The following is a 22,547-nucleotide window of genomic DNA, read 5'->3' as shown; positions in this document are numbered from 1 at the left end:
GAGGAGGCCGTCACGGGATGACGACGGCCCAGGCACCCTCGCCTTCAAGGTAAAAAAAGAACCCCGGCCTTGGCCGGGGTTCTTCCTGCACCTCCCTGTGCTCCCCTCGAGGGGAATCCTCAGAAGGTGATGCTCCAGCTGTTGATGTAGCCGGTGTCCACGCTGGCGCGGTCGCGGGCACGCAAGCGCCAGCTGCCGTTGAGCGCTTCGCTCGACAGGTTGACCGTGTAGGTCTGGTTGATGTTGTCGGCGCTGCCGCCGGTGCGGTTGTGCAGCACATACACCGAACCATCGGGCGCGATCAGGTCCACGATCAGGTCGCCGATGTAGGTATGCACGATGTTGACCGCCACCTGCGCATTGCTGGGCGCGTTGCCCGTGCGGCCGGACACGGCGATGGTGCTGCTGATGCCCGTGGTGTTGTTGTCCGGGATCGAGTAGTCCGTCGCGTTGCTGTAGGTCGTCGTGCCGCCGCCCGGCGGCGTGCCGCCCTGTGCGGCCACGACCGCGCCGTCCGCATTGGCGATGCCCGCGCCGCAGCCGCCGGAGCACGTGCCCGGCAACGGGCGTGCAGTGCTCTTCAGGATGCTTTCCACCTGGGCCGGGGTCAGCGGCGACGGTGCGGCTGCCTGCATCAGTGCGACCACGCCGGCCACGTGCGGCGCCGCCATCGACGTGCCGTTGTACGACGCGTAGCTGGCGCTGCCCGCGGTGGTGGTGCCGGAGTTCAGCGTGGACAGGATGCTCTGGCCCGGCGCGGAGATGTCGATGCCCGTGCCGTAGTTGGAGAAGCTGGCACGCGAGCCCGCCGAGGTGGTCGCGGCGACGGCCACGACGTTCGGGCAGTTCGCCGGCACCGCGGTGGATACGTTGGCGTTGCTGTTGCCCGCCGCGACCACGACCGTGGTGCCGCGACCGACCGCACCGTTGATCGCGTTCTGGTAGGTGGCCGAGCAGGTGCCGCCGCCGCCGAGCGACATGTTGATCACTTCGGCCGGGTTGGCATTGGCGGGCACGCCGCTGACGGTGCCGCCGGACGCCCAGGTGATCGCGTCGGCGATGTCGGAGGTCAGGCCGCCGCAACGGCCCAGCACGCGTACCGGCACCACCTTGGCGCCGAACGCGGTACCGGCCACGCCGGTGGCGTTGTTGGTCACCGCGGCGACCGTACCGGCCACGTGGGTGCCATGCCAGCTGGAGTTGGTGACTGGCGAGCCGCTGTAGCACTCGCCCGCGACCGGGTTCCAGTCGCCTTCGTCGTTCGGGTTCGAATCGCGGCCGTTGCCGTCGCGCGACACGAAGGTATCGCTGATGAAGTCGTAGCCCGGCAGGATGTTCGCGTTGAGGTCGGCATGGTTGGTGATGCCGGTGTCGATGACCGCGACCACCACGCCCGCGCCGGTGGACTTGTCCCACGCCGGCTGCACGTTGATGCCCGACGCGGTGGTGCCGAAGCCCCATTGCTCGGAGAAGCGGGTGTCGTTCGGCGTCAGCACGGCGTACATGCGCTGGTCGACTTCCACGTATTCCACGTTCGGATCGGCGGCCAGCTGGCGCATCAGCGATTCGGCTTCGACGCGGTCCAGCTTGCGGTCGGCGCGCACGACCTCGGCGCCGCCGGCGGCGAGCCGACGCAGCTTCTGCAGGCCCAGCGCGCGACCGCCGCGCTTGGCGACACCGGTGCCGGCCGCCTTGGTCAGCGAGCGCTGCAACTGCGTCGCGCTGGTGCTTTCGGTACTGCCGTCGCGGTACTTCACAATGAAGCGGTCGTAGCCACCCGGTTCTTCCACCTGCAGGCCACTCATGTCGACGCGCCCGGCCATGGCGGGCAATGCGTACAACGACGCCAGCACGGCCGAAGACAGGCACAGCAGGCGGACACGCGAACCACGCTTTGCAAATCCAGACATCAGACTCTCCCTCAAAGTTGTCGAAAGCCGAAAAACGGCAAGAGCCCGGTCGAGGGCGCAGGGGCTGGCACGGGAGGGGGTGGACGGGCTGTTGCGTTCGACCGGGTGCGCACCGTGCAATGCACGGCGCATGACGACGCTAGCGGTTTACGACAACGTGAATCAGCGATGAAAGACACACTTCATGCCATCACGTTACAAACGTAATCATCGGAATACACGCATGAAGCCGAAGTCACCGGTGGACATCGTCGCGTAGATTCATTTACGTGCGTTGCGCGTGATGAGTGCGAATTTTTTATTCGCGCAATGCACGTTGCGCGAAGAAAAAAAGAAAGCCCGCCATGCGGCGGGCTCTCGTTGCGCGGCGATGCGGCGACGGTCAGTCGCGCAACTTCACCAACCAACCGTGGCGATCCGGCAAGCGGCCGTACTGGATGTCGGTGAGTTCCTTGCGGATACCCATCGTGACCTCGCCGGCCGGTGCATTGAGGTCGCCGACGGCGAAGTCCTTGCCCTTGAGCTGGCCGATCGGCGTGATCACCGCGGCGGTGCCACAGGCGAAGACTTCGACGATGTCGCCGGAGGTGACGCCCTGCTTCCACTCGTCGATCGACACCTTGCGCTCTTCGACCGCGTGGCCGCGATCGCGGGCGATCTGGATGATGCTGTCGCGGGTGATGCCTTCCAGGATGCTGCCGGAGAGTTCCGGGGTGACGATGTGGCCGTCCTTGTAGACGAGGAACACGTTCATGCCGCCCAGCTCTTCCAGGTACTTGCCTTCCACCGGATCGAGGAACAGCACCTGCGAGCAGCCCTGCGCCTGCGCTTCCTGCTGCGGCAGCAGCGAGGCGGCGTAGTTGCCGCCGCACTTGGCGGCACCGGTGCCGCCCTTGGCGGCGCGGGCATAGTCTTCCGAGAGCCAGATCGACACCGGCGCCACGCCCTTGGCGAAGTACGCGCCGGCGGGGCTGGCGATGACGTAGTAGCCGGCCTGGTGCGCGGCGCGCACGCCGAGGAAGGCTTCGGTGGCGATCATGAAGGGACGGAAGTACAGGCTGGTTTCCGGCGCCGACGGCACCCAGTCGCCATCGATGGCGACCAGCTGGCGCAGCGATTCGACGAATTCGTTCACCGGCAGCTGCGGCAGCGCGAGGCGTGCGGCCGAGCGCTGCAGGCGCGCGCCATTGGCGTCGGGACGGAAGGTCCAGATGGAGCCGTCGGCATGGCGGTAGGCCTTGATGCCTTCGAAGATCTCCTGGCCGTAATGCAGCACCGAGGCGGCCGGGTCGAGCGACAGCGGACCGTAGGCGCGCACTTCGGCGCTGTGCCAGCCCTGCGCCTTGTCCCAGGTGATGGCGACCATGTGGTCGGTGAAGTGAAGGCCGAATCCGGGGCTGGCGAGGATGGCGTCGCGCTCGGCCGGGGTGCGGGCCTTGTCGGAGCGGTTCACGCGGTAGGTCAACGGGGCGGCGTTCATCACGTTCATCTCTTCCTTCCTGACGGGTTCTGCATCGGGTGAGCCGGCGGCTCAGAGCATGCCGGTTTCCAGCTTGGCGGCTTCGGACATCATGTGGCGGCCCCACGGCGGATCGAACACCAGCTCGACGTCGGCTTCGGCGACGGTGGGGATCATCTCCAGCTTGCTGCGCACGTCGTCGACCAGAATCTCGCCCATGCCGCAGCCGGGCGCGGTCAGCGTCATCTTCACTTCGACGCCGCGCTGGCCGTCGTCGCGGGTGCTGAGGTTGGCTTCGTAGACCAGGCCGAGGTCGACGATGTTGAAGGGGATTTCCGGATCGAAGCAGGTGCGCAGCTGGTTCCACACCAGGGCTTCGACTTCTTCGTCGCTGGCGTTGTCGGGCAGCGACAGCGGTTCGGTCGGCTCCTTGCCGATGGCGTCGCCGTCCTTGCCGGCGATGCGGAAGAGATTGCCTTCCACGAACACGGTGTAGCTGCCACCCAGCGCCTGGGTGATGTAGCCGTAACTGCCGGCCGGCAGGGTCACGAGCTCACCCTGGGGGACGAGGACGGCCGCACAGTCGCGGGAGAATTGGACGGGTTCGCTGCTGCGGGAATACATGCCGGATCAGATGGGGGCGCGCGTGGGGCGCTGCAAGGCGACCTATTGTAGCCCCACCCCCCGGGACAGGGCCGAGGCCTTATCCTTGGCGGCCCCTGCCGGAGTCCCCATGTCCCCCGCTGCACGTCGCCCCTTCCATTGGCTGGTTCCCGTGATGTTGCTGCTCGGCGGCGCCTGCCTGGTCCTGATCTGGGTGACGGCCGCCCTCTACCTGCAGCGGCAGGCGGGCTGGATGGCGCTGGTGGCGGCCCTGGACGTGATCGTGGTGCTGCGCCTGGCCGGCATGCCCGCGGGCACGCCGCGCGCCGTGCTGGCGCTGGTCGCGACGGCGGTGATCTGCGGGGTGTCCCTCTGGGGCATCGTGGCGACGCAACTGGGCTTCGCGATGGGCCTGACGCCGTGGGATTCGGCGCTGAAGCTGGGCCTGCACCATGGGTGGACGCTGCTGACCCTGGCGATGACGCCGCTGGACTGGATCACGGTGGCCGCCGCGCCGGTGCTGGCAGCCTGGTGGTCGCGCTGACGAGGTGAGCGGCGGGCTCAGTGCCCGCCGTCGAGCGCCTTCAGTTCGCTGACCAGCGCATTGGCCATCTCGCTGCCGTCGCCATACAGCATGCGGGTGTTGTCGGCGTAGAACAGCGCGTTCTCGATGCCGGCGAAACCGGTGCCCTTGCCGCGCTTGATGACGATGGTGTTCTTCGAGTTCACCACGTCGAGGATGGGCATGCCGTAGATCGGGCTGGCCGGGTCGGTCTTCGCCACCGGGTTCACCACGTCGTTCGCGCCGATCACCAGCGAGACGTCGGTGTTGGCGAACTCGGGGTTGATGTCGTCCATGTCGGCGATCAGGTCGTAGGGCACGCCGGCTTCGGCGAGCAGCACGTTCATGTGGCCGGGCATACGGCCGGCGACCGGGTGGATGGCGAACTTCACCTTCACCCCGCGATCGATCAGCTTCTGGCTGAGTTCCCAGATCTTGTGCTGCGCCTGCGCCACCGCCAGGCCGTAGCCGGGCACGATCACCACGCGTTCGGCGTAGGCCATCATCGCGGCGACGTCGGCGGCCTCGATGGGCTTCATCGACCCGCCGATTTCCTGCATCGCCGCACTGCCGCCACCGAAGTTGGAGAACAGCACGTTGGTGATCTTGCGGTTCATCGCCTTGGCCATCAGCCGCGTCAGCAGCATGCCGGCCGCGCCGACCATGGTGCCGGCGATGATGAGCGCTTCGTTGCCGAGCACGTAGCCTTCGAAGGCGACCGCCAGGCCGGTGAAGGCGTTGTAGAGCGAAATCACCACCGGCATGTCGGCGCCGCCGATGGGCAGCGTCATCAGCACGCCGAGCGCCAGCGACAGCACGAAGAACGCGATGATCCACGGCATCGCCAGGGTGGTCAGCGCCATCACGCCGCTGGCGATGGCGGCCAGCGCCACCAGCGCGTTGAACCACTGCTGGCCCGGGAAGGTGTAGCGCTTGTCCATGCGCCCGTCGAGCTTGGCCCAGGCGATCACCGAGCCGGTCAGCGAGACCGCGCCGATCAGCGCGCCGATGACGGCCAGCGACAGCGTGAACGTGGACGGCGCCGGTTCACCGGCGGAGTAGCGCACCAGTTCCACCGCACCGATCGCCGCGGCCGAACCGCCGCCCATGCCGTTGAACAGCGCGACCATCTGCGGCATGTCGGTGATGGCGACCTTCTTGCCCCAGATCCAGTTCAGGCCGACACCGATCACGATGGCCGCGATCATCAGGCCGATGTTGTGCAGCCCCGGGAGGAAGAACGTGGCGATCGTGGCGATCAGCATGCCCACGCCGGCCCACTGGATGCCGCTGCGCGCGGTCTTGGGACTGGCCATGCGCTGCAGGCCAAGCAGGAACAGGGTGGCGGCCACGAAGTAACTCAGCTTCACCAGCGTCAACGCACTCATGCACGGCTCCCTTCAGACGACGACGCGGGTTGCTTGTCCAACCGATGGTGTTCACGCATTTCGATGGCGGTCTTGAGCAGGCCGACCATGCCCAGGCCGAAGGCCACCAGGCCGAGCGACAACTGGTTCACCACCGTGGTATCGGCGAGATAGGCGCCGACCAGCCCGGCCACCATCGCGCCCAAGGTATAGAAGGAGATCAGCAGCAGCAGCCAGCGGCCCTTGCGCGGGTCCTGCCAGACGCGTTTCGACACTTCGTTCTGCGTCTTGGTGGGGTCCTGCAGCGAAGACAGGCCGATGCCGATGCCGGCGTAGAGCAGCACGTAGTTCCAGTCGTCGTAGACCGTCGCCCAGCCGCCGTCGCCCGCGGTCGCGAGCGTCCAGCCCGATCTGGCCCCGTACCCCAGCGCCACCAGCAACGCGGGGTACTGCAGGTAGCTCAACCACTGGAAGATGTCGCGCGCCGTGGCGCGCCCGCGTGCCGGCATGGCCGTTGCGCCGTGGCTCACTTGCCACCCGCGGGCTTGCTGCTCTTGAACATGTCCAGCATGCGCTCGGTGACCACGTAGCCGCCGGCCGCGTTGCCCGCGCCCAGCAGGACGGCGATGAAGCCGATGGCCTTTTCCAGCGTGGTATCGGCGTGGCCCAGCACGACCATCGCGCCGATCAGCACGATGCCGTGAATGAAGTTGGAGCCGGACATCAGCGGCGTGTGCAGGATCACCGGCACCCGCGAAATGATCACGTGCCCGGCGATGGCCGCCAGCATGAAGATGTACAGCGCCACGAACCCGTCGCTCATCCGCTCCCCCATCCTGTCCACGTTGTCTGCGCCGCCGCCGCGTGGCGGGGCGTGTTCCGCATCATAACCGTACCTGAACCCGCAGGGACCCCGGCGGCGGGCTGTCAACCGCACGCCACGTGGCGCGTTTCCCTCGGCGACCCTCAGGGAGATCCGTCCATGCCGTGCCCGTCCGAACCGTCCTCGCCGGCTGTCCACGCCGTCCGACCGGCACGTCGCGGCTGATTCACGGCGCCGGTCGCTAAGCTATGTTGGTGAGCGCCACCCCCAACCCGTTGCCGGACACGACCGCCTCGCCCGCGCCTGCGGCGACGCTGGAGCTGTTCCTGGCCGACATCGGGCCGCGCGCATTCCGTTTCGCCGAGGCCGGGCTGCGCCATCGCGACGATGCGCTGGACGTGGTGCAGGACGCGATGATGAAGATGCTGGTGTACCGCGACCGGCCCGCCGACGAATGGACCCCGTTGTTCTGGAGCATCCTGCGCCGGCGGATCGTCGACGTGCAGCGCCGCGCCGGTTTCCGCCTGCGCTGGCTGCTGCCCACGGGCGACCGCGGCGAGGAAAGCCCGGTGGACTGGGCGCCCGACACGGGCGTGGGTCCGTCGCAGGCGCATGACCAGCGCGAGGCTTACGCGCGCCTCGTGCAGGCCTTGCGCGCATTGCCGGCACGCCAGCGCGAAGCGTTCACGCTGCGCGTGCTGGAAGAACTGGACGTGGCGGACACCGCTCGCGTCATGGGCTGCTCGGAGGGATCGGTGAAGACGCACCTGTCCCGCGCGCGCGATGCCCTGCAGAAGCAACTGGAGGAATTCCGATGAACCCCGTCCATCCCCACGACGACACCGGCTTCGATGCGCAGGCCCGCGGCCTGCATCGCGCATCGCTGGCGCAGGTGTCCCCGCAGACCCTGATGCGCCTGCGCACGGCGCGCCACGAAGCGCAGCGCGCGGCACCCGCCGGGGGGGCGCGCTCGTGGCGCTGGCTGACCGCGACGGCGTTCAGCGCGGTGCTCGCGGTGGGCGTCGGATTGCAATTCCTGCCGCGCACATCGACGGCACCGGCGCCCGGCGCGGCGACGCCCGTGGCCGTGACCGACGGCGAGGCGTCGCTGGACGAGGCCACGACCGGCACGCTGGAAGAAGACCCCGACCTGTACCTGTGGCTGGCGTCGGCCGATGCGCAGCCTCTTGCGATGGAGTGACCCATGACATCCCGTACCTCACGCCTGCTCGCCCTCGGCCTGCTGGTCTTTGCGTCCGCCCAGGCCTTCGCGCAGTCCGCGCCGCCTGCGCCCCTGCCCACGTGGGAGCAGCTGACCCCGCAGCAGCGCGAAGCGTTGATCGCGCCACTGCGCGACCGCTGGAACCGCGAACCGGAAGAACGCCCCCGCATGCTGGAGCGCGCACAGCGCTGGCAGTCCATGTCGCCCGAGCAGCGTGCACAGGCGCGGCACGGCATGAAGCGCTTCGAAGGGATGAATCCCGAACAGCGCCGCCAGGCCCGCGCGCTCTATGGCCGGATGAAAGAGCTCACGCCGGAACAGCGCACCGCGCTCCGCGACGAGTGGAAGAAGATGACGCCCGAACAACGCGACGCCTGGATGAAAGACAACGCGCCGCGGCGCCGGCCGCAGCGCGAGGAGCGCTGATCGCGTTTTCCTGTTGCGTCAGGCTGCCTGTGCGGGGGCGCCGGGCCGTTCTGGCCACACGGTCTTCGCCAGTAGTTCGTCGTCCCAGTCGAACTGCAGCGCGCCGTCCTTGATGAACAAGGACACGAAGTTCAGCACGTTGCGCGCATACATCTCGCTGGCGTGCACCGCGCCGAGGCTGGCGAGATTCAGCGGCCCGGCCACCGTCACGCCCTGCTGGTCGTAGGTATCGCCCGGCCGGGTGAGTTCGCAGTTGCCGCCGGTTTCCGCGGCCAGGTCCACGATGACGCTGCCGGGCTTCATGCCCGCGACCATCGCGGCGGTGATGATCTTCGGCGCCGGACGCCCCGGCACCGCGGCCGTGCAGACGACCACGTCGATGCCCTTGAGGTGATCGGCCAGGCGTTGCTGCTGCAGCGCGCGTTCTTCTTCGGTGAGCTGGCGCGCATAACCGCCCTCGCCCGCCGCGCTCACGCCCAGGTCGAGGAACTTGCCGCCGAGCGATTCGATCTGCTCGCGCGTCTCCGGACGCACGTCGAAGCCTTCCACCTGCGCGCCCAGGCGCTTGGCCGTCGCGATGGCCTGCAGGCCGGCCACGCCGGCACCGACGATCAGCACTTTCGACGGACGGATCGTGCCGGCGGCGGTGGTAAGCATCGGGAAGAAGCGCGGCGCCAGTTGCGCGGCGATCAGCACGGCCTTGTAACCCGCCATGCCGGCCTGCGAACTGAGCACGTCCATCGCCTGCGCGCGCGTGGTGCGCGGCAGCCGTTCGAGCGGGAAATTCTGCAGGCCGCGTGCCTGCAGCGCCTCGGCGCGCGCGGGATCGGCGGTGGGCTGGAGCACGCCGACCAGGCTGGCGCCCGGCTTGAACGCGGCAATCGCATCGGCAGGCGGCGCCTGCACGCAGAGCAGCACGTCGGCGTGCGCCCGGCCCTCGCCACCGTCCAGGGTGGCGCCGACGTCCGTGTAAGCCTGGTCGATGAAACCGGCACCGGCACCTGCGCCGCGCTCGACGACGACCTGCGCGCCGGCGGCGATCAGCTTCTTCACTGTTTCCGGCGTGGCGGCCACGCGGCGCTCACCGGCCGCGGACTCCTTCAGTACCTGCACTTCGACCGCCATGCGCCCCTCGTCGTTAGGCCAACCGTACGACGATGCTAGCAGAGCGCGGCAGAGCCGCGCAGGCTCAGGTCAGCGGGGTCGGCGGGACCGGCTCGAGGCGTTCGATCACGCCCTGCATGGCGCTGTCGAACGCATCCTCGCTCTGGTGCGTGCGCAGGCGGCCCAGGCGGACCATCGCGGCCAGTTCTTCCGGCGAGGCGACGCAGAAGCGCACGCCGCGGCGATTGACGAACAGCAGGCGCGAGGAGATCGGGCTGACCCACGACAGCTTGCCCGGCTGCACCTTGTTGTCCTTGTCGATGAAGTCCAGCCAGGTGCCGATGGCGAGATTGCGGAAGTGGTCGGCGTCGCTGTGGTCGAAGTCGAGCGTGTCCGCGCCGGCCACCAACTGGATCGGCGTGGTGTCTTCTTCCACGGCGGGCTTGGGCAGCACCACCTGCGGCAATTCCGGCAACGCACGCTCGAGATCCGGGCGTGCCGCGGCCACGGCCTGCAGCGTGTCGTGCAGCGCATCGACCGCACCGGCGGCGGCATCGAGGTTCATGCCGACGCTGGAAAACACTTTCACCAACGCCGGACGCCACGCCTGCAGCCACGGCTTGCCGATGACATGGCGCTGGGCTTCGGTGAGTTCTTCCAGCACGCCGTCGGCGAGCGCCAGCGATTCACGCAGGCCGTCGCCTTCCTCGCCCTCGCGCAGCACGGTCATGGTGACGTGGTGGGCCCAGGGCTGACGCAGGAAATCCTCGATGGCCTGCGGCACGGTGCGCTCGGACAGCCGCTCGTCCAGCTCGGTGTTCATCCGCGCGCGCGCGGCTTCCAGGCGTTCCTGGCCGCGCTGGATCTCGGCGGCCCGGCGCTCGGCAATCTCGATGCGGCGGCGGTGCTGTTCGAGGAACGAGCGGAATTCTTCTTCCAGGGTCAGGAAGATCGCCAGGTTCTCGTTGAACTCGGCGGTGAGGCGATCGACGACCTCTTCGACCTTGGTCAGCAGCGTGCGCTCGGCGGCGCTCTCGCCGTTGTTGCCCTCGCAGGCCTCGGCCAGCACGTTGAGCAGGCGGCGCGCAGGATGCGTCTTCTGGACGAACATCCGGCGGTCCAGCAGGGCGACCTTGACGAACGGAACGACGAGGCGCCCGATCAGTTCGCGCGGACGGCCGTCCAGGTCGCGTTCGTCCAGCATCACGTCGAACAGCATGCCGACCAGGTCGATGGCGTCCTCGTCGACCGGCGCCAGGCGCGCGGTGGACGGATCCACGCCCAGCTGCATGGCGCTGCTGAGCACTTCGTTCTTCAGCCGCTGCGACAGCGACTCGCCGGTGTCGCCGATGGCGGCGCGCAGCGTGGCGCTCGGCGTGGCCTGCAGCAGCGACAGCACGGACAGCATCTCGCGCTGGGACAGATCGCGCTGCGGATGGGAGGATCGTGGCTGTTCCTGCGGCACGTCCCGGCCCCGGCGCGATTCCTGCAACAGGTGATGCAGGGCTTCCAGCAGGACGCCCTGGGTACCGGGCGCCGCGGAGTAGCCCGGCGGCACGTCGCCGAAGCCGGCCGGTGATGCGGGCGCCGCATGGGACGCCTGCAGGCCGCGGTTCATGCCGGCCATGCGGTTGAGGAAACGGGCTGCCCAGGCGGGTGCGCCGGGCTCGTCGCCGGACATCAGGTCCTCGATGTCCTGGGCGGCTTCCGACTTCGGCGCCCGACGCATCGGCTCCTGCACGTCCGGCGCCACGCCGAGCTGGGCGAGGCGCTGGTCCAGCGCGGCGTAGATGCGGGCGATCGCCGGTACCAGGTCGCGTTCGCACAACTTGATGACGACCAGCCGCACTTCAGGCGCCAGGTCGCAGGCCGCGAAGCCCTGGTGCACCGCGACGCCGATGTGTTCGGCGCCCACGGGGTTGTATTCGGCTTCCAGCGCCGCCTGCCCGGCCAGCCAGCCGAGGCGGCGGTCCAGGCGCGTCAGCACCGGCTTGCAGTCGCGCAGGATCACGCTGGCCAGGTTGCGCACGGCCAGGCGGGATTCCAGCTCCTGGTCGGTCACCAGGGTGAGGGCGTCGTCGGGAGAGTGCGCGAAGGCGCTTTCCATCGACAGCGGGCGACCTTCCTGCAATGCCTTCCAGGCGAACTGCAGGTGGGCACGGAAGCGCACGATGATGTCTTCGCGCCGGCGACGCAGCTCGCGCATGGCATCCAGGAACGCCATCTGCGACGGACCCGCACGCTCGGCACGGTCGAACAGCGCATCGTCGAAACGGCCGAGTGCCACCGCGAAGGCGTCCACCAACGGCGGAATGGCCGCGTCGCGCGCTTGGTCAAGCATGCGCGTTTCCCGGCCGGGACGATCGGCGATATTGAGGACGTTCGACATGCACAAGGTTCCCCGCCTTGGCAGGCGAAAGGAGTTCGGGGGAGGCGGACCGGAATCCGCAACGCCATCGTAGGAAATCCGCGGGACGGGCAACCGTGATGGCCTCGGCATTTTAGTGCCATGCAACAAGATGTGACACGCTAAACTTGACGCATGTCGCTTCCCTCCCCCCTGCAGTTCCTCGACGCCCGCCGTTCGGTGCCCTCCAAGCAACTCGGCGAACCCGGCCCCGACGACGCCACCCTCCTTCGTATGCTCGCGTCCGCGGTCCGCGTGCCGGACCACGGCAAGCTGGTGCCGTTCCGCTTCATCCGCATCGAGGGCGACGCCCGCCATGCGCTGGGCGAACGCCTTGCGGCACGCACCTTGCATCTCGACCCCGATGCCGCCCCTGCAGTGGTGGAGAAGGATCGCGCGCGCTTCTCGCATGCGCCGACCATCATCACCGTGGTCGCCCGCCTCACGGCCGGCCACAAGGTTCCCGAACAGGAGCAGTTGCTGACCGCCGGCAGCGTGTGCTTCGCGCTGCTGCAGGCCGCACAGGCGCTGGGCTTCGGCGCGCAGTGGTTGACCGGATGGATGGCTTACGACGAAGCCGTCGCCGCGACGCTGGGCCTCGCGCCGAACGAGCGCGTCGCCGGTTTCATCCACGTCGGCACACCGCAGATGGAAGCGCCCGAGCGCGATCGCCCCGATCCGGCCGCGCTGCTGACCGACTGGGCACCCTGAGGCCGACGGCGTGCGCGCCCTCTACCTGGTCGACGCCAGTCTCTACATCTTCCGCGCCTGGCATTCGATGCCGGACGAATTCCAGGACGCCGATGGCTGGCCCACCAACGCGGCGCACGGCTTCGCGCGGTTCCTGCTGGAGGTGCTGGAGAAGGAGCGCCCCGCACACATCGCGATCGCCTTCGACGAGGCGCTGGACAGCTGCTTCCGCAACCGGCTGTATCCGGCCTACAAGGCCAACCGCGACCCCGCGCCGGAAGAACTGCGCCGGCAGTTCACCCACTGCAAGGCACTCTGCGCCGCGCTCGGCCTGAGCGTGCTGTCGCATGGCGAATACGAAGCCGACGACCTGATCGGCAGCGCGCTGCATGCTGCGCGGCCGCAGGACTTCCGCGGCGTCATCGTGTCGGCCGACAAGGACCTCTCCCAGTTGCTGGCCGAACACGACGAGCAATGGGACTTCGCGCGCGGCCAGCGCTGGGGCATGGCCGGCGTGAAGGCGCGCCATGGCGTGGAGGCACGGCAGATCGCCGACTACCTCGCGCTCACCGGCGATGCGGTGGACAACATTCCGGGCGTCAGTGGCATTGGCGCGAAGTCGGCCGCCATCCTGCTCGCGCACTTCGGCGATCTCGACACGCTGCTGGCGCGCGTGGACGAAGTGGCGTTCCTGCGCCTGCGCGGCGCCGCGACCATGGCGACGCGTTTGCGCGAGCAGCGGGAGCACGCACTGCTGTGGCGCCAGCTCACCACCATCGCGCTGGATGCCCCACTCGGTGACATCGCCACCGGTCACGCACGCGGACAGGCCGACGGCGACATGCTCGCCGGGCTGTCAGACGCCCTGCGCTTCGGCCCGATGACACGGCGCCGGCTGCGCGTGGCCGCCGGGCTGGAGGATGGCGGCTACGCCCGCCTGTAAATCGTCATCGCCAGCGGCTAGCATCGGGCCATGGACGAACACGACAAGCGCAAGGCGCCGCCGCAGGCGGTGTGGGAAGGCAAGTACCAGCGGATGATGGTCCGCGGCACCTGGGAATACGTGGAGCGCGCGCATGCCGGCGGGCTGGCGGCCATCATCATCGCGGTCACACCCGAAGACGAAGTGTTGTTCGTCGAGCAGTTCCGCGTGCCGTTGCAGGCGCTGACCATCGAAATGCCGGCCGGCCTGGTCGGCGACATCCATGCCGACGAATCCATCGAGGTTTCCGCGATCCGGGAACTCGAAGAGGAAACCGGCTGGACCGCGTCGCATGCCGAGGTGCTGATGATCGGCCCCACCTCGTCGGGCAGCAGCAGCGAGAAGATTGCCTTCGTCCGCGCGACAGGACTGCGCAAGGTCGGCGAAGGCGGCGGCGATGGCGATGAGGACATCACCGTGCACGCCATCCCGCGCGCGCGTGCCGCCGCGTGGCTGGCGCAGAAGATGGCCGAAGGCTACGAACTGGATGCGAAGCTGTGGGCGGGCCTGTGGATGATCGACCACACGCTCGACGGCACGCCGCGGCAGTAGCGGATCAGGATGCCCTGACCGCGTAGCCGGCCAGGCGCCAGACGCCCTCGTCTTCTCGTCGCAGGGTCACCGTTTCGCGATGCGGCGCGGCGGCTGTGCCGAACGCGACGGAGAACTCCAGCACCGCATACGTGCCCGGCTGCCAGTGCGGACGCTGGTCCGGCTGGTCGACCCGCACCGCCGCCCAGCGTCGATCCATGCCGGGACCGAGCGCACCGTGGCGTTGCGCGAGTAGGGCGATGAAGGCTTCACGGCCCATTGCACGACGGATGGTGTCCGAGGCCGCTTCCCACAGGACCTCGTGCTGGCCGCGCTCGATCGCCTTGATGAAGCGCATGGCCGACATGCCCAGGCGCGGGATATCGACATCCTCCAGCCCGATCCGGGTTTCGTGCACCGGCGCGGCTTGCGCGATCGTCATGGCTTTTCTCCGGGAGCGGCTGATCCGTGTCGCCGTCTTTTGCAGAAAGGTATCGGCACACATGCGGGAGGTTCGCGTCCGCGCTCGGCTACCGGACACGCGCCCGCTCCAACGACTGAATGCCCGCCAACACGTCGGGATCGAACGTCATCCCACGCCGCTGACAGGCGTTCCGCGCTCATCCCCCACGAGCCGATGACGTGCGCCTGACCTACTGCCTCCTCGCCGCCCTGCTGGCCACCTCCCCTTCCGTACTGGCCCAGGCGTCCTCGCACGACCCCTCGGGCGAATGGCAGCCCGATGTGGAGACGAATACGCAGCTCCTGCAGGAGGCCGAGCGCGCCATGCCCGCGGGTGCGCGCCCCGAGCACGGCGCCCGTCCCGGTCGCGGCGGCGGACCTGGCGGCGGATCTGGCGGCGGGCCGGGAGGTGCGGGAGGGCCTCCGCCCGGCAACAGCGGGGATGGATCGATGGGTCCACCGCCGGGGGGCGGCGGCCCGATGGGACCGCCACCAGGCGGCAACCGGCCGGCTGGCGGTCGTCCTAGCCTGAAGGGCCTGCTGCCGACGCAGGGCGCGTTCGCCGCGCCCGACGATGCGGTGCTGGTGCTGCAACGGATGCGCGAATCGGTGGTATTCGGCACCTCGGATGGTCGCGACGTGCTGGTGATACCCCTGTCGGGCACGCTGGATCTCGCCGACGGCACACGCGCCACGCTGCGCGATGAAAGCGGCCAATTGGCGCTGCAACTCGAGGTTCCTGACGGGCGTCGCGCGACGTATCGCTACACCCTTCCCGACGCGGCCTCCGGCGCGCTTCGCATCGACATCACCGTCGAGGGCGACCGCCTGCCCGGCGGCAGCGTGCGGCTGCAGCGCGCGTATCGGCGCATGAAGGTCGACGTCGCCAGCCCGCAGCGCGCGTCGCCGTAAGTGCGATCAGCGCAGGTGCTGGCCGAAGAAGGCCAGCGTGCGCTGCCAGGACAATGCCGCAGCGGCCGCGTCGTAGCGTGGCGTGGTGTCGTTGTGGAAGCCGTGGTTCACGTCGGGATAGAGGTAGGCCGTGTAAGGCACGCCCGCGGCCTTCAACTGTTGCTCGTAGGCGGGCCATCCTGCGTTGACGCGCGTATCCAGCGCGGCGAATTGCAGCAGCAACGGCGCCTTGATGCGCGCCGCCTCTTCCGCGGACGGCTGGCCGCCGTAGTACGGCACGCCCGCGTCGACGACCTCCGGCAGGCGCGCGGCCAACACATTGGTCACCAACCCGCCGAAGCAAAAACCGACCACGCCGAGCTTGCCGTTGCCGCGCGGTAGCGCATGCGCGAAGCGCGCGGCGGCTTCGAGATCGGCCATGACCTTCGCGCGGTCCAGCGTGGCCTGCATCTCCCGCCCGGTGTCGTCGTTGCCGGGATACCCGCCCAGCGGATACAGCGCGTCCGGCGCGAACGCGATGAAGCCTGCCACGGCAAGGCGACGCGCGACATCCTCGATGTACGGATTCAGTCCGCGGTTCTCGTGCACCACCAACACCACCGGATGCGGTCCCGGCTCGCGCGGCATCGCCAGCAAGCCGCGCCCTTCACCATGGCCCTGCGGCGCGGGGAACGTGCGATAGACCGTGGTGATGCGCGCATCGTCCACGGCCACCTGCGCAGCGAACGCGTACTGCGGCGCCAACGCCGCGAGCAACGCGGCCGCTGTCGTACCGCCGACGGCGAACTGCGCCGCGCCCGACAGGAAGCCGCGCCGATCGACCCGGCCATGGACGTAGTCGTCGTACAGGTCCAGCACGCGCTGGTCGAACGCGGAAGCGGTGGCGCGCGACGAATCCATGAGGCTATCTCCGCTGCGAAGTCGTCCCGTCAGGCGAAGGCGTCCGTCGCGCGCACCAGCGCGTCGACGTTCTCGGCTTCGAACGCAGAATGGCCGGACGCCGGCGTGATCTCCAGCTTCGCCTTCGGCCAGGCCTTGTGCAGCTCCCACGCGTTGGCGACCGGGCAGACCACGTCATAGCGGCCATGCACGATCACGCCCGGGATGTCGGCGATGCGCGAGGCGTCGCGCAGCAACTGGTCTTCGACCTCGAAGAAGCCGCCGTTGACGAAGTAGTGGTTCTCGATGCGCGCGAACGCGAGCGCGAACTCCGGCTCCTCGTGGCCACTGACGAAATCCGCGTCGACGTGCAGGAAGCTGGTCGCGCCTTCCCACACGCTCCACGCCTTCGCCGCCGCCAGGCGCGTGGCCTTGTCGTCGGAGGTCAGGCGGCGATGGAACGCCGAGATCAGGTCGTGGCGTTCGACCGACGGAATCGCGGTGACGTAGTGTTCCCACGCATCGGGGAACAGACGGCTCGCGCCTTCCTGGTAGAACCATTCCAGCTCCCAGCGCCGCAGCATGAAGATGCCGCGCAGCACCAGTTCGGTGACGCGCTGCGGATGCGCTTCGGCGTAGGCCAGTGCCAGCGTCGAACCCCAGCTGCCGCCGAACACCTGCCAGCGCTCGATGCCGAGCTTTTCGCGCAGTTTCTCGATGTCGGCCACCAGGTCCCAGGTGGTGTTGTCCACCAGGTCCGCATGCGGCGTGGAGCGACCGGAGCCGCGCTGATCGAACAGTACGATCCGGTACTTCGCGGGATCGTGGAAGCGGCGCATCTTCGGGCTGCAGCCCGCGCCCGGGCCACCGTGCAGCAGCACCACGGGCTTGCCCTGCGGGTTGCCGCACTGCTCGTAGTACAGCTCATGGCGGTCATCGACCTTCAGCGTGCCGGTGTCGAAGGGTTCGATATCGGGGTAAAGCGTGCGCATGGGCAGCCCGTCCTGGAGGAAAGCGACAGTCTAGCGGCTCGCGTCTTGCCCTTCCGTGACGCGCCCAAGGGTGACGCGGTCCCGCTGCTCCAGGTCCGTCTCCGTGGCCACGTCGAAGAAGCCTGCGGCGGTCATGAGCGCGCGGATCGCCGCGCCCTGGTCCCAGCCATGCTCCAGCAGCAACCAGCCGCCGGGCATGAGGTGCGTCGATGCGTCGCCCACGATCTCGCGGATCGCCTCCAGTCCGTCCGCGCCGGAGGACAACGCCGTCGGCGGCTCGAAGCGCAGGTCGCCCTGCGCCAGGTGCGCGTCGCCCTCGGCGATGTAGGGCGGATTGCTCGCGACCAGGTGGAAGCGTTCGCCCTGCAGCGGCGCCCACCAACTGCCGTGGCGGAATTCGACGTTGGCGATGGCGTTCGACACACCGTTCGCACGTGCAACGGCCAGGGCGTCTGCGCTGAAATCGGTCGCCACCACCTGCGCCTGCGGTCGCTCGCTCGCCAGCGACAGCGCGATCGCACCGGTGCCGGTGCCGAGGTCCGCGATGCGCAACGGCCTGTCCGCCGGCAGGCGCTCCAGCGCCAGTTCGACCAGGCGCTCGGTTTCCGGGCGCGGGATCAAGGTGGCAGGCGACACCTGCAGGTCGAGCGTCCAGAAACCGCGATGCCCGACCAGGTAGGCCACCGGCTCCCCGGCGACCCGGCGCGCCAGCAGCGCCTCGAACGCCGCAGCATCCGCGTCCGCCAGCGCGGCATCGCCATGCGCGAACAGCCAGGCGCGGTCGCGGCCGATCACATGCAGCAGCAGTTGCTCGGCTTCGTGCCGCGCGTCCTGGCCGGCCAGTCGGCCCGTGGCGGCGCGCAGGGCGTGGTCGAGACGCAGGGAGGCGGGATCGGACATGGCACGCATGGTACCGGGCGGCGGTACCCCACACGCCCGCGCATCGCCGCGACGCACCATCATGGTGCTCAATGGCGTATGGAGCCCGCGGGGCTTCGTACCGCGCTGGCGATAGCCTCGTTTGGAGGTGGGCCGCCAAGGAAGCCCTTAGGGCATCCTGGTCCAGTCAGACCGCAAATCCTGTAAGTAACTGAAATATATGAAGTTAAATTTCAGCCTTGCCAGTGACGTGTTCCGACCCCACCTAGTGATAGCCAAAGACTATCTATTCAATTCCATCAATCGATTTGAGATATCAATAGTCGCTGCCTACCATGGCGCCATCACTTCACCACACCCACTCCACTCACGAGGATCTTCCATGTCCCTGATCAACACCGCGATCCAGCCGTTCAAGACCACCGCCTTCCACAACGGCGAATTCGTCGAAGTCACCGACGGCACCCTGAAGGGCAAGTGGTCGGTCCTGATCTTCATGCCGGCCGCCTTCACCTTCAATTGCCCGACCGAAGTGGAAGACGCCGCCGCCAACTACGCCGAGTTCCAGAAGGCCGGCGCCGAGGTCTACATCGTCACCACCGACACGCACTTCTCGCACAAGGTGTGGCACGAAACCTCCCCGGCGGTGGGCAAGGCCCAGTTCCCGCTGGTCGGCGACCCGACCCACCAGCTGACCCGCGCGTTCGGCGTGCACATCGAGGAAGAAGGCCTGGCCCTGCGCGGCACCTTCGTCATCAACCCCGAAGGCGTCATCAAGACCGCCGAAGTCCACAGCAACGAGATCGCCCGTGACGTGTCGGAAACCCTGCGCAAGCTGAAGGCCGCGCAGTTCACCGCCGCCAACCCCGGCCAGGTCTGCCCGGCCAAGTGGAAGGAAGGCGCGCAGACGATCGCCCCGTCGCTGGACCTGGTCGGCAAGATCTAAGCGTCACCGTGGCATCGGCGCATCCCCGCGTGGATGCGCCATCGCGACACCGCATCACGCCACCTCCGGGCCACGGGCCCGGAGGATGGCCCGGACGTTTGCAGCAGCGGCATGCGCCGCTTGCCGGTTCCCTCCTCCCTGACCGGCGCCCCTCCCTCGGCACATGCCGCTCCTGCAAACGCCTGACTTCCCCTCCTCCCTGATTTCCTCCCCGGAGACGTTCGCCATGCTGGACGCCAATCTGAAGACGCAGCTCACCGCCTACCTGGAAAAGGCCGTGCGCCCGATCCACATCACTGCGCAGCTGGACGACAGCGCCGGCTCCGCCGAGCTGCAGGCGTTGTTGAAGGACCTGCAGGATGTCTCCGACAAGATCACCGTCACCGAGCAGCGTGGTGGCGAACGCACGCCGTCGTTCGCGCTGACCTCGCCCGGCCATGACATCCATCTGGCCTTCGCCGGCCTGCCGATGGGGCATGAGTTCACCTCGCTGGTGCTGGCGCTGCTTCAGGTCGGCGGCCATCCGTCGAAACTCGCGCAGGACGTGATCGAACAGATCCGTTCGCTCGATGGCGAGTACCGCTTCGAAACCTATTTCTCGCTGTCGTGCCAGAACTGCCCGGACGTTGTGCAGGCGCTGAACCTGATGGCGGTGCTGAATCCGAAGATCCAGCACGTCGCCATCGACGGCGCGCTGTTCCAGCAGGAAGTCGAGCAGCGCGAAGTGATGTCGGTGCCGACGATCTTCCTCAACGGCGAGGTGTTCGGCGCCGGTCGCATGGGCGTGGAAGAAATCGTCGCCAAGCTCGACACCAACGCCGGCAAGCGCGATGCCGAGAAGATCAAGGCCAAGGCGCCCTACGACGTGCTCGTCGTCGGTGGTGGCCCGGCCGGCGCCGCAGCCGCCATCTACGCCGCGCGCAAGGGTATCCGCACCGGCGTGGCGGCCGAACGCTTCGGCGGCCAGGTGCTGGACACGATGGCGATCGAGAACTTCATTTCCGTGCCGTATACCGAAGGCCCGAAGCTCGCCGCTGCGCTGGAGCAGCACGTCAAGGACTACCAGGTCGACGTGATGAACCTGCAGCGCGCGGAGAAGCTCGTGCCCGCCGGTGCCGATGGCCTGGTCGGGATCCAGCTCGCCAACGGCGCCTCGCTGAGGTCCAAGACGGTGATCCTCTCCACCGGTGCCCGCTGGCGGCAGATGAACGTGCCCGGCGAGAACGAGTACCGCAACAAGGGCGTGGCCTACTGCCCGCACTGCGACGGCCCGCTGTTCAAGGGCAAGCGCGTGGCGGTGATCGGCGGCGGCAACTCCGGCGTCGAGGCCGCGATCGACCTGGCCGGCATCGTCGCCCACGTGACCCTGATCGAGTTCGACGGGCAGCTGCGTGCCGACGATGTACTGCAGCGCAAGCTCCGCAGCCTGCCGAACGTGCGCATCGTCACCAGCGCACAGACGACGGAAGTCCTGGGCGACGGCAGCAAGGTCAACGGCCTGGTCTACAAGGACCGTACCGGCGGCGATACGCACCGCATCGAACTGGAAGGCATCTTCGTGCAGATCGGCCTGCTGCCGAACACCGAGTGGCTGAAGGGCGTGGTGGCGCTGAGTCCGCGCGGCGAGATCATCGTCGACGACCGCGGCCAGACCAGCGTGCCGGGCGTGTTCGCGGCTGGCGACGCCACCACCGTGCCGTACAAGCAGATCGTCATCGCCATGGGCGAAGGTTCGAAGGCCGCGCTGAGCGCCTTCGACCACCTGATCCGCACCTCGGCCCCGGTGGAAGCAGCGGACGCAGTCGCGGCATGATGTGCCGAGCGGGCGGCCCGGCCGCCCGCCCCGCAGTTCCTTGAGGGAGGGTTCCGATGAATCTGCGCGACCTGAAGTACCTGGTGGCCCTGGCCGACCACAAGCATTTCGGACGGGCCGCCGCCGCGTGCTACGTCAGCCAGCCCACGCTCTCCACCCAGATCAAGAAGCTGGAGGACGAACTGGGCGTGCCGCTGGTCGAGCGCGCGCCGCGCAAGGTCATGCTGACGCCCGCCGGGCGCGATGCCGCCGACCGCGCGCGCCGCATCGTGGCCGAGGTCGAGCAGATGAAGGAGGCCGCGCGCCGCAGCCAGGATCCCGAGGCCGGCACCGTGCGGCTCGGCATCTTCCCCACCCTCGGCCCCTACCTGCTGCCGCACGTCGTGCCGCGCATCCGCACGCGCTTCCCGGACCTGGAACTGCTGCTGGTCGAGGAGAAGAGCGACGTGCTGCTCTCGCGCCTGCGCGAAGGCAAGCTCGATGCCGGCCTGCTGGCGTTGCCGGTGGCCGACGACCAGTTGCACACCGAATTCCTGTTCGAAGAGCCGTTCGTGCTCGCCGTGCCCGAATCGCATGCGCTCGCTCGCCGCGACTCGCTGGCCTTGGCGGAGCTCGCCGACCAACGCCTGCTGCTGCTCGAGGACGGGCACTGCCTGCGCGAACAGGCGCTCGATGTGTGCCGCCTTTCGGGCGCGAACGAGAAGTCCGAGTTCCGCGCCACCAGCCTGGAAACCCTGCGCCAGATGGTCGCCGCCGATGTCGGCATCACCCTGCTGCCGACGCTGGCGGTGAAGCCGCCCGTGGCGCGCTCGGAGAACATCCACCTGCTGGGCTTCAGCGATTCGCACCCGAGCCGGCAGATCGCGATGGTGTGGCGGAAGAGTTCGGCGATGAGCGATTTCCTGCTGCAGCTGGCGCGTGTGTTCCGCGAACTGCCTCCCAGCCTCTTCGAACCCGATACAGGCGGTGCGCAACCGCCGGCCGGACGCCCCACGCCGCGCGCGCGCGCGGCTTGAACCGAGCCGCCTTCCGGGCTACGGTAAAGCGGCAAACAGGACTCCGATGGGCGGCGCGGCGACGCGTCGCCCGTTTCCTTTTGCGCGACCCCAAAATCCACAGAGGACCCCGATGAACAACACCCGCACCAGCGGCCTGCCGCCCTCGCTTCCCCCGCTCGTCGTGTCCAGCCGCGATCTGTCGCGCCTGGAGGCCTTGCTCGATACGCCCGTGCTGCGCCGGCACCCGGCCGCGCTCGCGCTGATGGACGAACTGAACCGCGCCGACGTGCGCACGCCGGACCGGATGCCGGACAACGTGGTGACGATGCACTCGCGCGTGGAGTGCGACGACGAACTCACCGGCGAACACCATCGCCTGACCCTGGTGTATCCCCACGAAGCAAACGTCGAGACCGGACGCGTGTCCGTGCTGGCGCCCGTCGGCAGTGCCCTGCTCGGCGTGGCCATCGGCCAGACCATCGACTGGCATGCGCCCGGCAACCGCCCGCTGCGCCTGCGGGTCACCGCCATCGACTACCAACCCGAAGCCAGCGGCGACCTGCACCGCTGAGCGCGCAAC

At 68.5% G+C, this 22,547-nt stretch carries 23 protein-coding genes and 1 pseudogene; 12 read left to right on the top strand and 12 right to left on the bottom strand.

The annotated features are described in order from the left end of the window. Positions 1-119: 119 nt before the first annotated feature. The 3 genes from ACSION_RS16890 to sufT all read right to left on the bottom strand — a co-directional run bounded on the left by ACSION_RS16890 (position 120) and on the right by sufT (position 3,993). Entirely contained in the window at positions 120-1,910 is a 1,791-nt protein-coding gene (locus ACSION_RS16890; RefSeq protein ID WP_435306944.1) for a S8 family peptidase, read from the bottom strand. 382 nt (positions 1,911-2,292) lie between these two features. Continuing rightward, entirely contained in the window at positions 2,293-3,390 is a 1,098-nt protein-coding gene (locus tag ACSION_RS16885) for a branched-chain amino acid aminotransferase (protein ID WP_435306988.1), read from the bottom strand. Positions 3,391-3,441: 51 nt separating this feature from the next. Beyond that, positions 3,442-3,993 carry a putative Fe-S cluster assembly protein SufT gene (gene sufT, locus ACSION_RS16880; protein ID WP_093487446.1) on the bottom strand — a complete coding sequence of 184 codons (552 nt, stop codon included), beginning with the start codon at positions 3,991-3,993 and terminating at the stop codon, positions 3,442-3,444. A gap of 109 nt (positions 3,994-4,102) precedes the next feature. Between sufT and ACSION_RS16875 the strand changes: the two genes are divergently transcribed. Further along, positions 4,103-4,516 (top strand): hypothetical protein, encoded by a 414-nt coding sequence (locus tag ACSION_RS16875; RefSeq protein WP_435306943.1) that lies wholly within the window; start codon positions 4,103-4,105, stop codon positions 4,514-4,516. Between the two features lie 17 nt (positions 4,517-4,533). Here the strand turns inward: ACSION_RS16875 and ACSION_RS16870 are convergent. From ACSION_RS16870 to ACSION_RS16860, 3 genes and pseudogenes are all read right to left on the bottom strand, one after another. Further along, positions 4,534-5,907 (bottom strand): annotated as a pseudogene (locus tag ACSION_RS16870) (NAD(P)(+) transhydrogenase (Re/Si-specific) subunit beta); the annotation flags it as partial. Positions 5,908-5,918: 11 nt separating this feature from the next. Next, complete coding sequence (locus tag ACSION_RS16865; protein WP_435306942.1) at positions 5,919-6,410, bottom strand: hypothetical protein; 492 nt, start codon at positions 6,408-6,410, stop codon at positions 5,919-5,921. A gap of 17 nt (positions 6,411-6,427) precedes the next feature. Then, the gene (locus tag ACSION_RS16860; RefSeq protein ID WP_056879767.1) at positions 6,428-6,724 is read right to left on the bottom strand and encodes an NAD(P) transhydrogenase subunit alpha; all 297 of its coding nucleotides are present in this window, start codon (positions 6,722-6,724) and stop codon (positions 6,428-6,430) included. 248 nt (positions 6,725-6,972) lie between these two features. Between ACSION_RS16860 and ACSION_RS16855 the strand changes: the two genes are divergently transcribed. The 3 genes from ACSION_RS16855 to ACSION_RS16845 are packed head-to-tail and all read left to right on the top strand — an operon-like array spanning position 6,973 to position 8,372. Then, positions 6,973-7,542, top strand: a complete 570-nt coding sequence (locus ACSION_RS16855) for an RNA polymerase sigma factor (RefSeq protein WP_435306941.1) — start codon at positions 6,973-6,975, stop codon at positions 7,540-7,542. Continuing rightward, positions 7,539-7,925: a hypothetical protein gene (locus tag ACSION_RS16850; protein ID WP_435306940.1), complete on the top strand. Its 387-nt coding sequence runs from the start codon at positions 7,539-7,541 to the stop codon at positions 7,923-7,925. The genes ACSION_RS16855 and ACSION_RS16850 overlap by 4 nt, the downstream gene beginning before the upstream one ends. A gap of 3 nt (positions 7,926-7,928) precedes the next feature. Continuing rightward, a complete protein-coding gene (locus ACSION_RS16845) occupies positions 7,929-8,372 on the top strand; it encodes a DUF3106 domain-containing protein (RefSeq protein WP_435306939.1) in 444 nt (147 codons plus the stop codon). Positions 8,373-8,390: 18 nt separating this feature from the next. Here the strand turns inward: ACSION_RS16845 and ACSION_RS16840 are convergent, their stop codons facing one another. Continuing rightward, complete coding sequence (locus ACSION_RS16840; RefSeq protein ID WP_435306938.1) at positions 8,391-9,497, bottom strand: NAD(P) transhydrogenase subunit alpha; 1,107 nt, start codon at positions 9,495-9,497, stop codon at positions 8,391-8,393. A 64-nt stretch (positions 9,498-9,561) separates the two neighbouring features. Continuing rightward, positions 9,562-11,865, bottom strand: a complete 2,304-nt coding sequence (locus tag ACSION_RS16835) for a DUF1631 domain-containing protein (protein WP_435306937.1) — start codon at positions 11,863-11,865, stop codon at positions 9,562-9,564. Positions 11,866-12,018: 153 nt separating this feature from the next. Between ACSION_RS16835 and ACSION_RS16830 the strand changes: the two genes are divergently transcribed. The 3 genes from ACSION_RS16830 to ACSION_RS16820 all read left to right on the top strand — a co-directional run bounded on the left by ACSION_RS16830 (position 12,019) and on the right by ACSION_RS16820 (position 14,107). Next, positions 12,019-12,594, top strand: a complete 576-nt coding sequence (locus ACSION_RS16830) for a nitroreductase family protein (RefSeq protein WP_435306936.1) — start codon at positions 12,019-12,021, stop codon at positions 12,592-12,594. Positions 12,595-12,661: 67 nt separating this feature from the next. Continuing rightward, positions 12,662-13,516: a 5'-3' exonuclease gene (locus tag ACSION_RS16825; protein ID WP_435306987.1), complete on the top strand. Its 855-nt coding sequence runs from the start codon at positions 12,662-12,664 to the stop codon at positions 13,514-13,516. A 30-nt stretch (positions 13,517-13,546) separates the two neighbouring features. Further along, positions 13,547-14,107 (top strand): NUDIX hydrolase, encoded by a 561-nt coding sequence (locus tag ACSION_RS16820; protein WP_435306935.1) that lies wholly within the window; start codon positions 13,547-13,549, stop codon positions 14,105-14,107. A 4-nt stretch (positions 14,108-14,111) separates the two neighbouring features. On the opposite strand, the gene ACSION_RS16815 is transcribed toward ACSION_RS16820, so the two are convergent. Then, positions 14,112-14,528 carry a DUF4019 domain-containing protein gene (locus tag ACSION_RS16815; RefSeq protein WP_435306934.1) on the bottom strand — a complete coding sequence of 139 codons (417 nt, stop codon included), beginning with the start codon at positions 14,526-14,528 and terminating at the stop codon, positions 14,112-14,114. Positions 14,529-14,728: 200 nt separating this feature from the next. On the opposite strand from ACSION_RS16815, the gene ACSION_RS16810 reads away from it, so the two are divergent. After that, entirely contained in the window at positions 14,729-15,460 is a 732-nt protein-coding gene (locus ACSION_RS16810; protein WP_435306933.1) for a hypothetical protein, read from the top strand. Between the two features lie 6 nt (positions 15,461-15,466). Here the strand turns inward: ACSION_RS16810 and ACSION_RS16805 are convergent, their stop codons facing one another. From ACSION_RS16805 to prmC, 3 genes are read right to left on the bottom strand one after another with little or no spacing between them, the layout of a single operon-like run. Beyond that, complete coding sequence (locus tag ACSION_RS16805) at positions 15,467-16,360, bottom strand: dienelactone hydrolase family protein (protein WP_435306932.1); 894 nt, start codon at positions 16,358-16,360, stop codon at positions 15,467-15,469. Between the two features lie 29 nt (positions 16,361-16,389). After that, the gene (gene pip, locus ACSION_RS16800; RefSeq protein ID WP_435306931.1) at positions 16,390-17,331 is read right to left on the bottom strand and encodes a prolyl aminopeptidase; all 942 of its coding nucleotides are present in this window, start codon (positions 17,329-17,331) and stop codon (positions 16,390-16,392) included. 30 nt (positions 17,332-17,361) lie between these two features. Continuing rightward, the gene (prmC, locus tag ACSION_RS16795) at positions 17,362-18,231 is read right to left on the bottom strand and encodes a peptide chain release factor N(5)-glutamine methyltransferase (protein ID WP_435306930.1); all 870 of its coding nucleotides are present in this window, start codon (positions 18,229-18,231) and stop codon (positions 17,362-17,364) included. Between the two features lie 361 nt (positions 18,232-18,592). Between prmC and ahpC the strand changes: the two genes are divergently transcribed. From ahpC to rnk, 4 genes are all read left to right on the top strand, one after another. Next, on the top strand, positions 18,593-19,156 hold the full coding sequence (ahpC, locus tag ACSION_RS16790; RefSeq protein ID WP_435306929.1) for an alkyl hydroperoxide reductase subunit C: 564 nt from the start codon (positions 18,593-18,595) through the stop codon (positions 19,154-19,156). Between the two features lie 226 nt (positions 19,157-19,382). Beyond that, positions 19,383-20,969 carry an alkyl hydroperoxide reductase subunit F gene (ahpF, locus tag ACSION_RS16785; protein WP_435306928.1) on the top strand — a complete coding sequence of 529 codons (1,587 nt, stop codon included), beginning with the start codon at positions 19,383-19,385 and terminating at the stop codon, positions 20,967-20,969. 56 nt (positions 20,970-21,025) lie between these two features. Next, positions 21,026-21,985: a DNA-binding transcriptional regulator OxyR gene (gene oxyR / locus ACSION_RS16780; RefSeq protein WP_435306927.1), complete on the top strand. Its 960-nt coding sequence runs from the start codon at positions 21,026-21,028 to the stop codon at positions 21,983-21,985. 112 nt (positions 21,986-22,097) lie between these two features. Then, entirely contained in the window at positions 22,098-22,538 is a 441-nt protein-coding gene (rnk, locus tag ACSION_RS16775; protein WP_435306926.1) for a nucleoside diphosphate kinase regulator, read from the top strand. The last annotated feature ends 9 nt before the right edge of the window (positions 22,539-22,547 follow it).

The sequence above is a fragment of the Pseudoxanthomonas sp. LjRoot125 genome (assembly GCF_964252705.1).
GTDB lineage: Bacteria > Pseudomonadota > Gammaproteobacteria > Xanthomonadales > Xanthomonadaceae > Pseudoxanthomonas_A.
The sequence above is the reverse complement of the archived record's forward strand: the minus strand, read 5'-3'. Positions and strand labels throughout refer to the sequence as shown.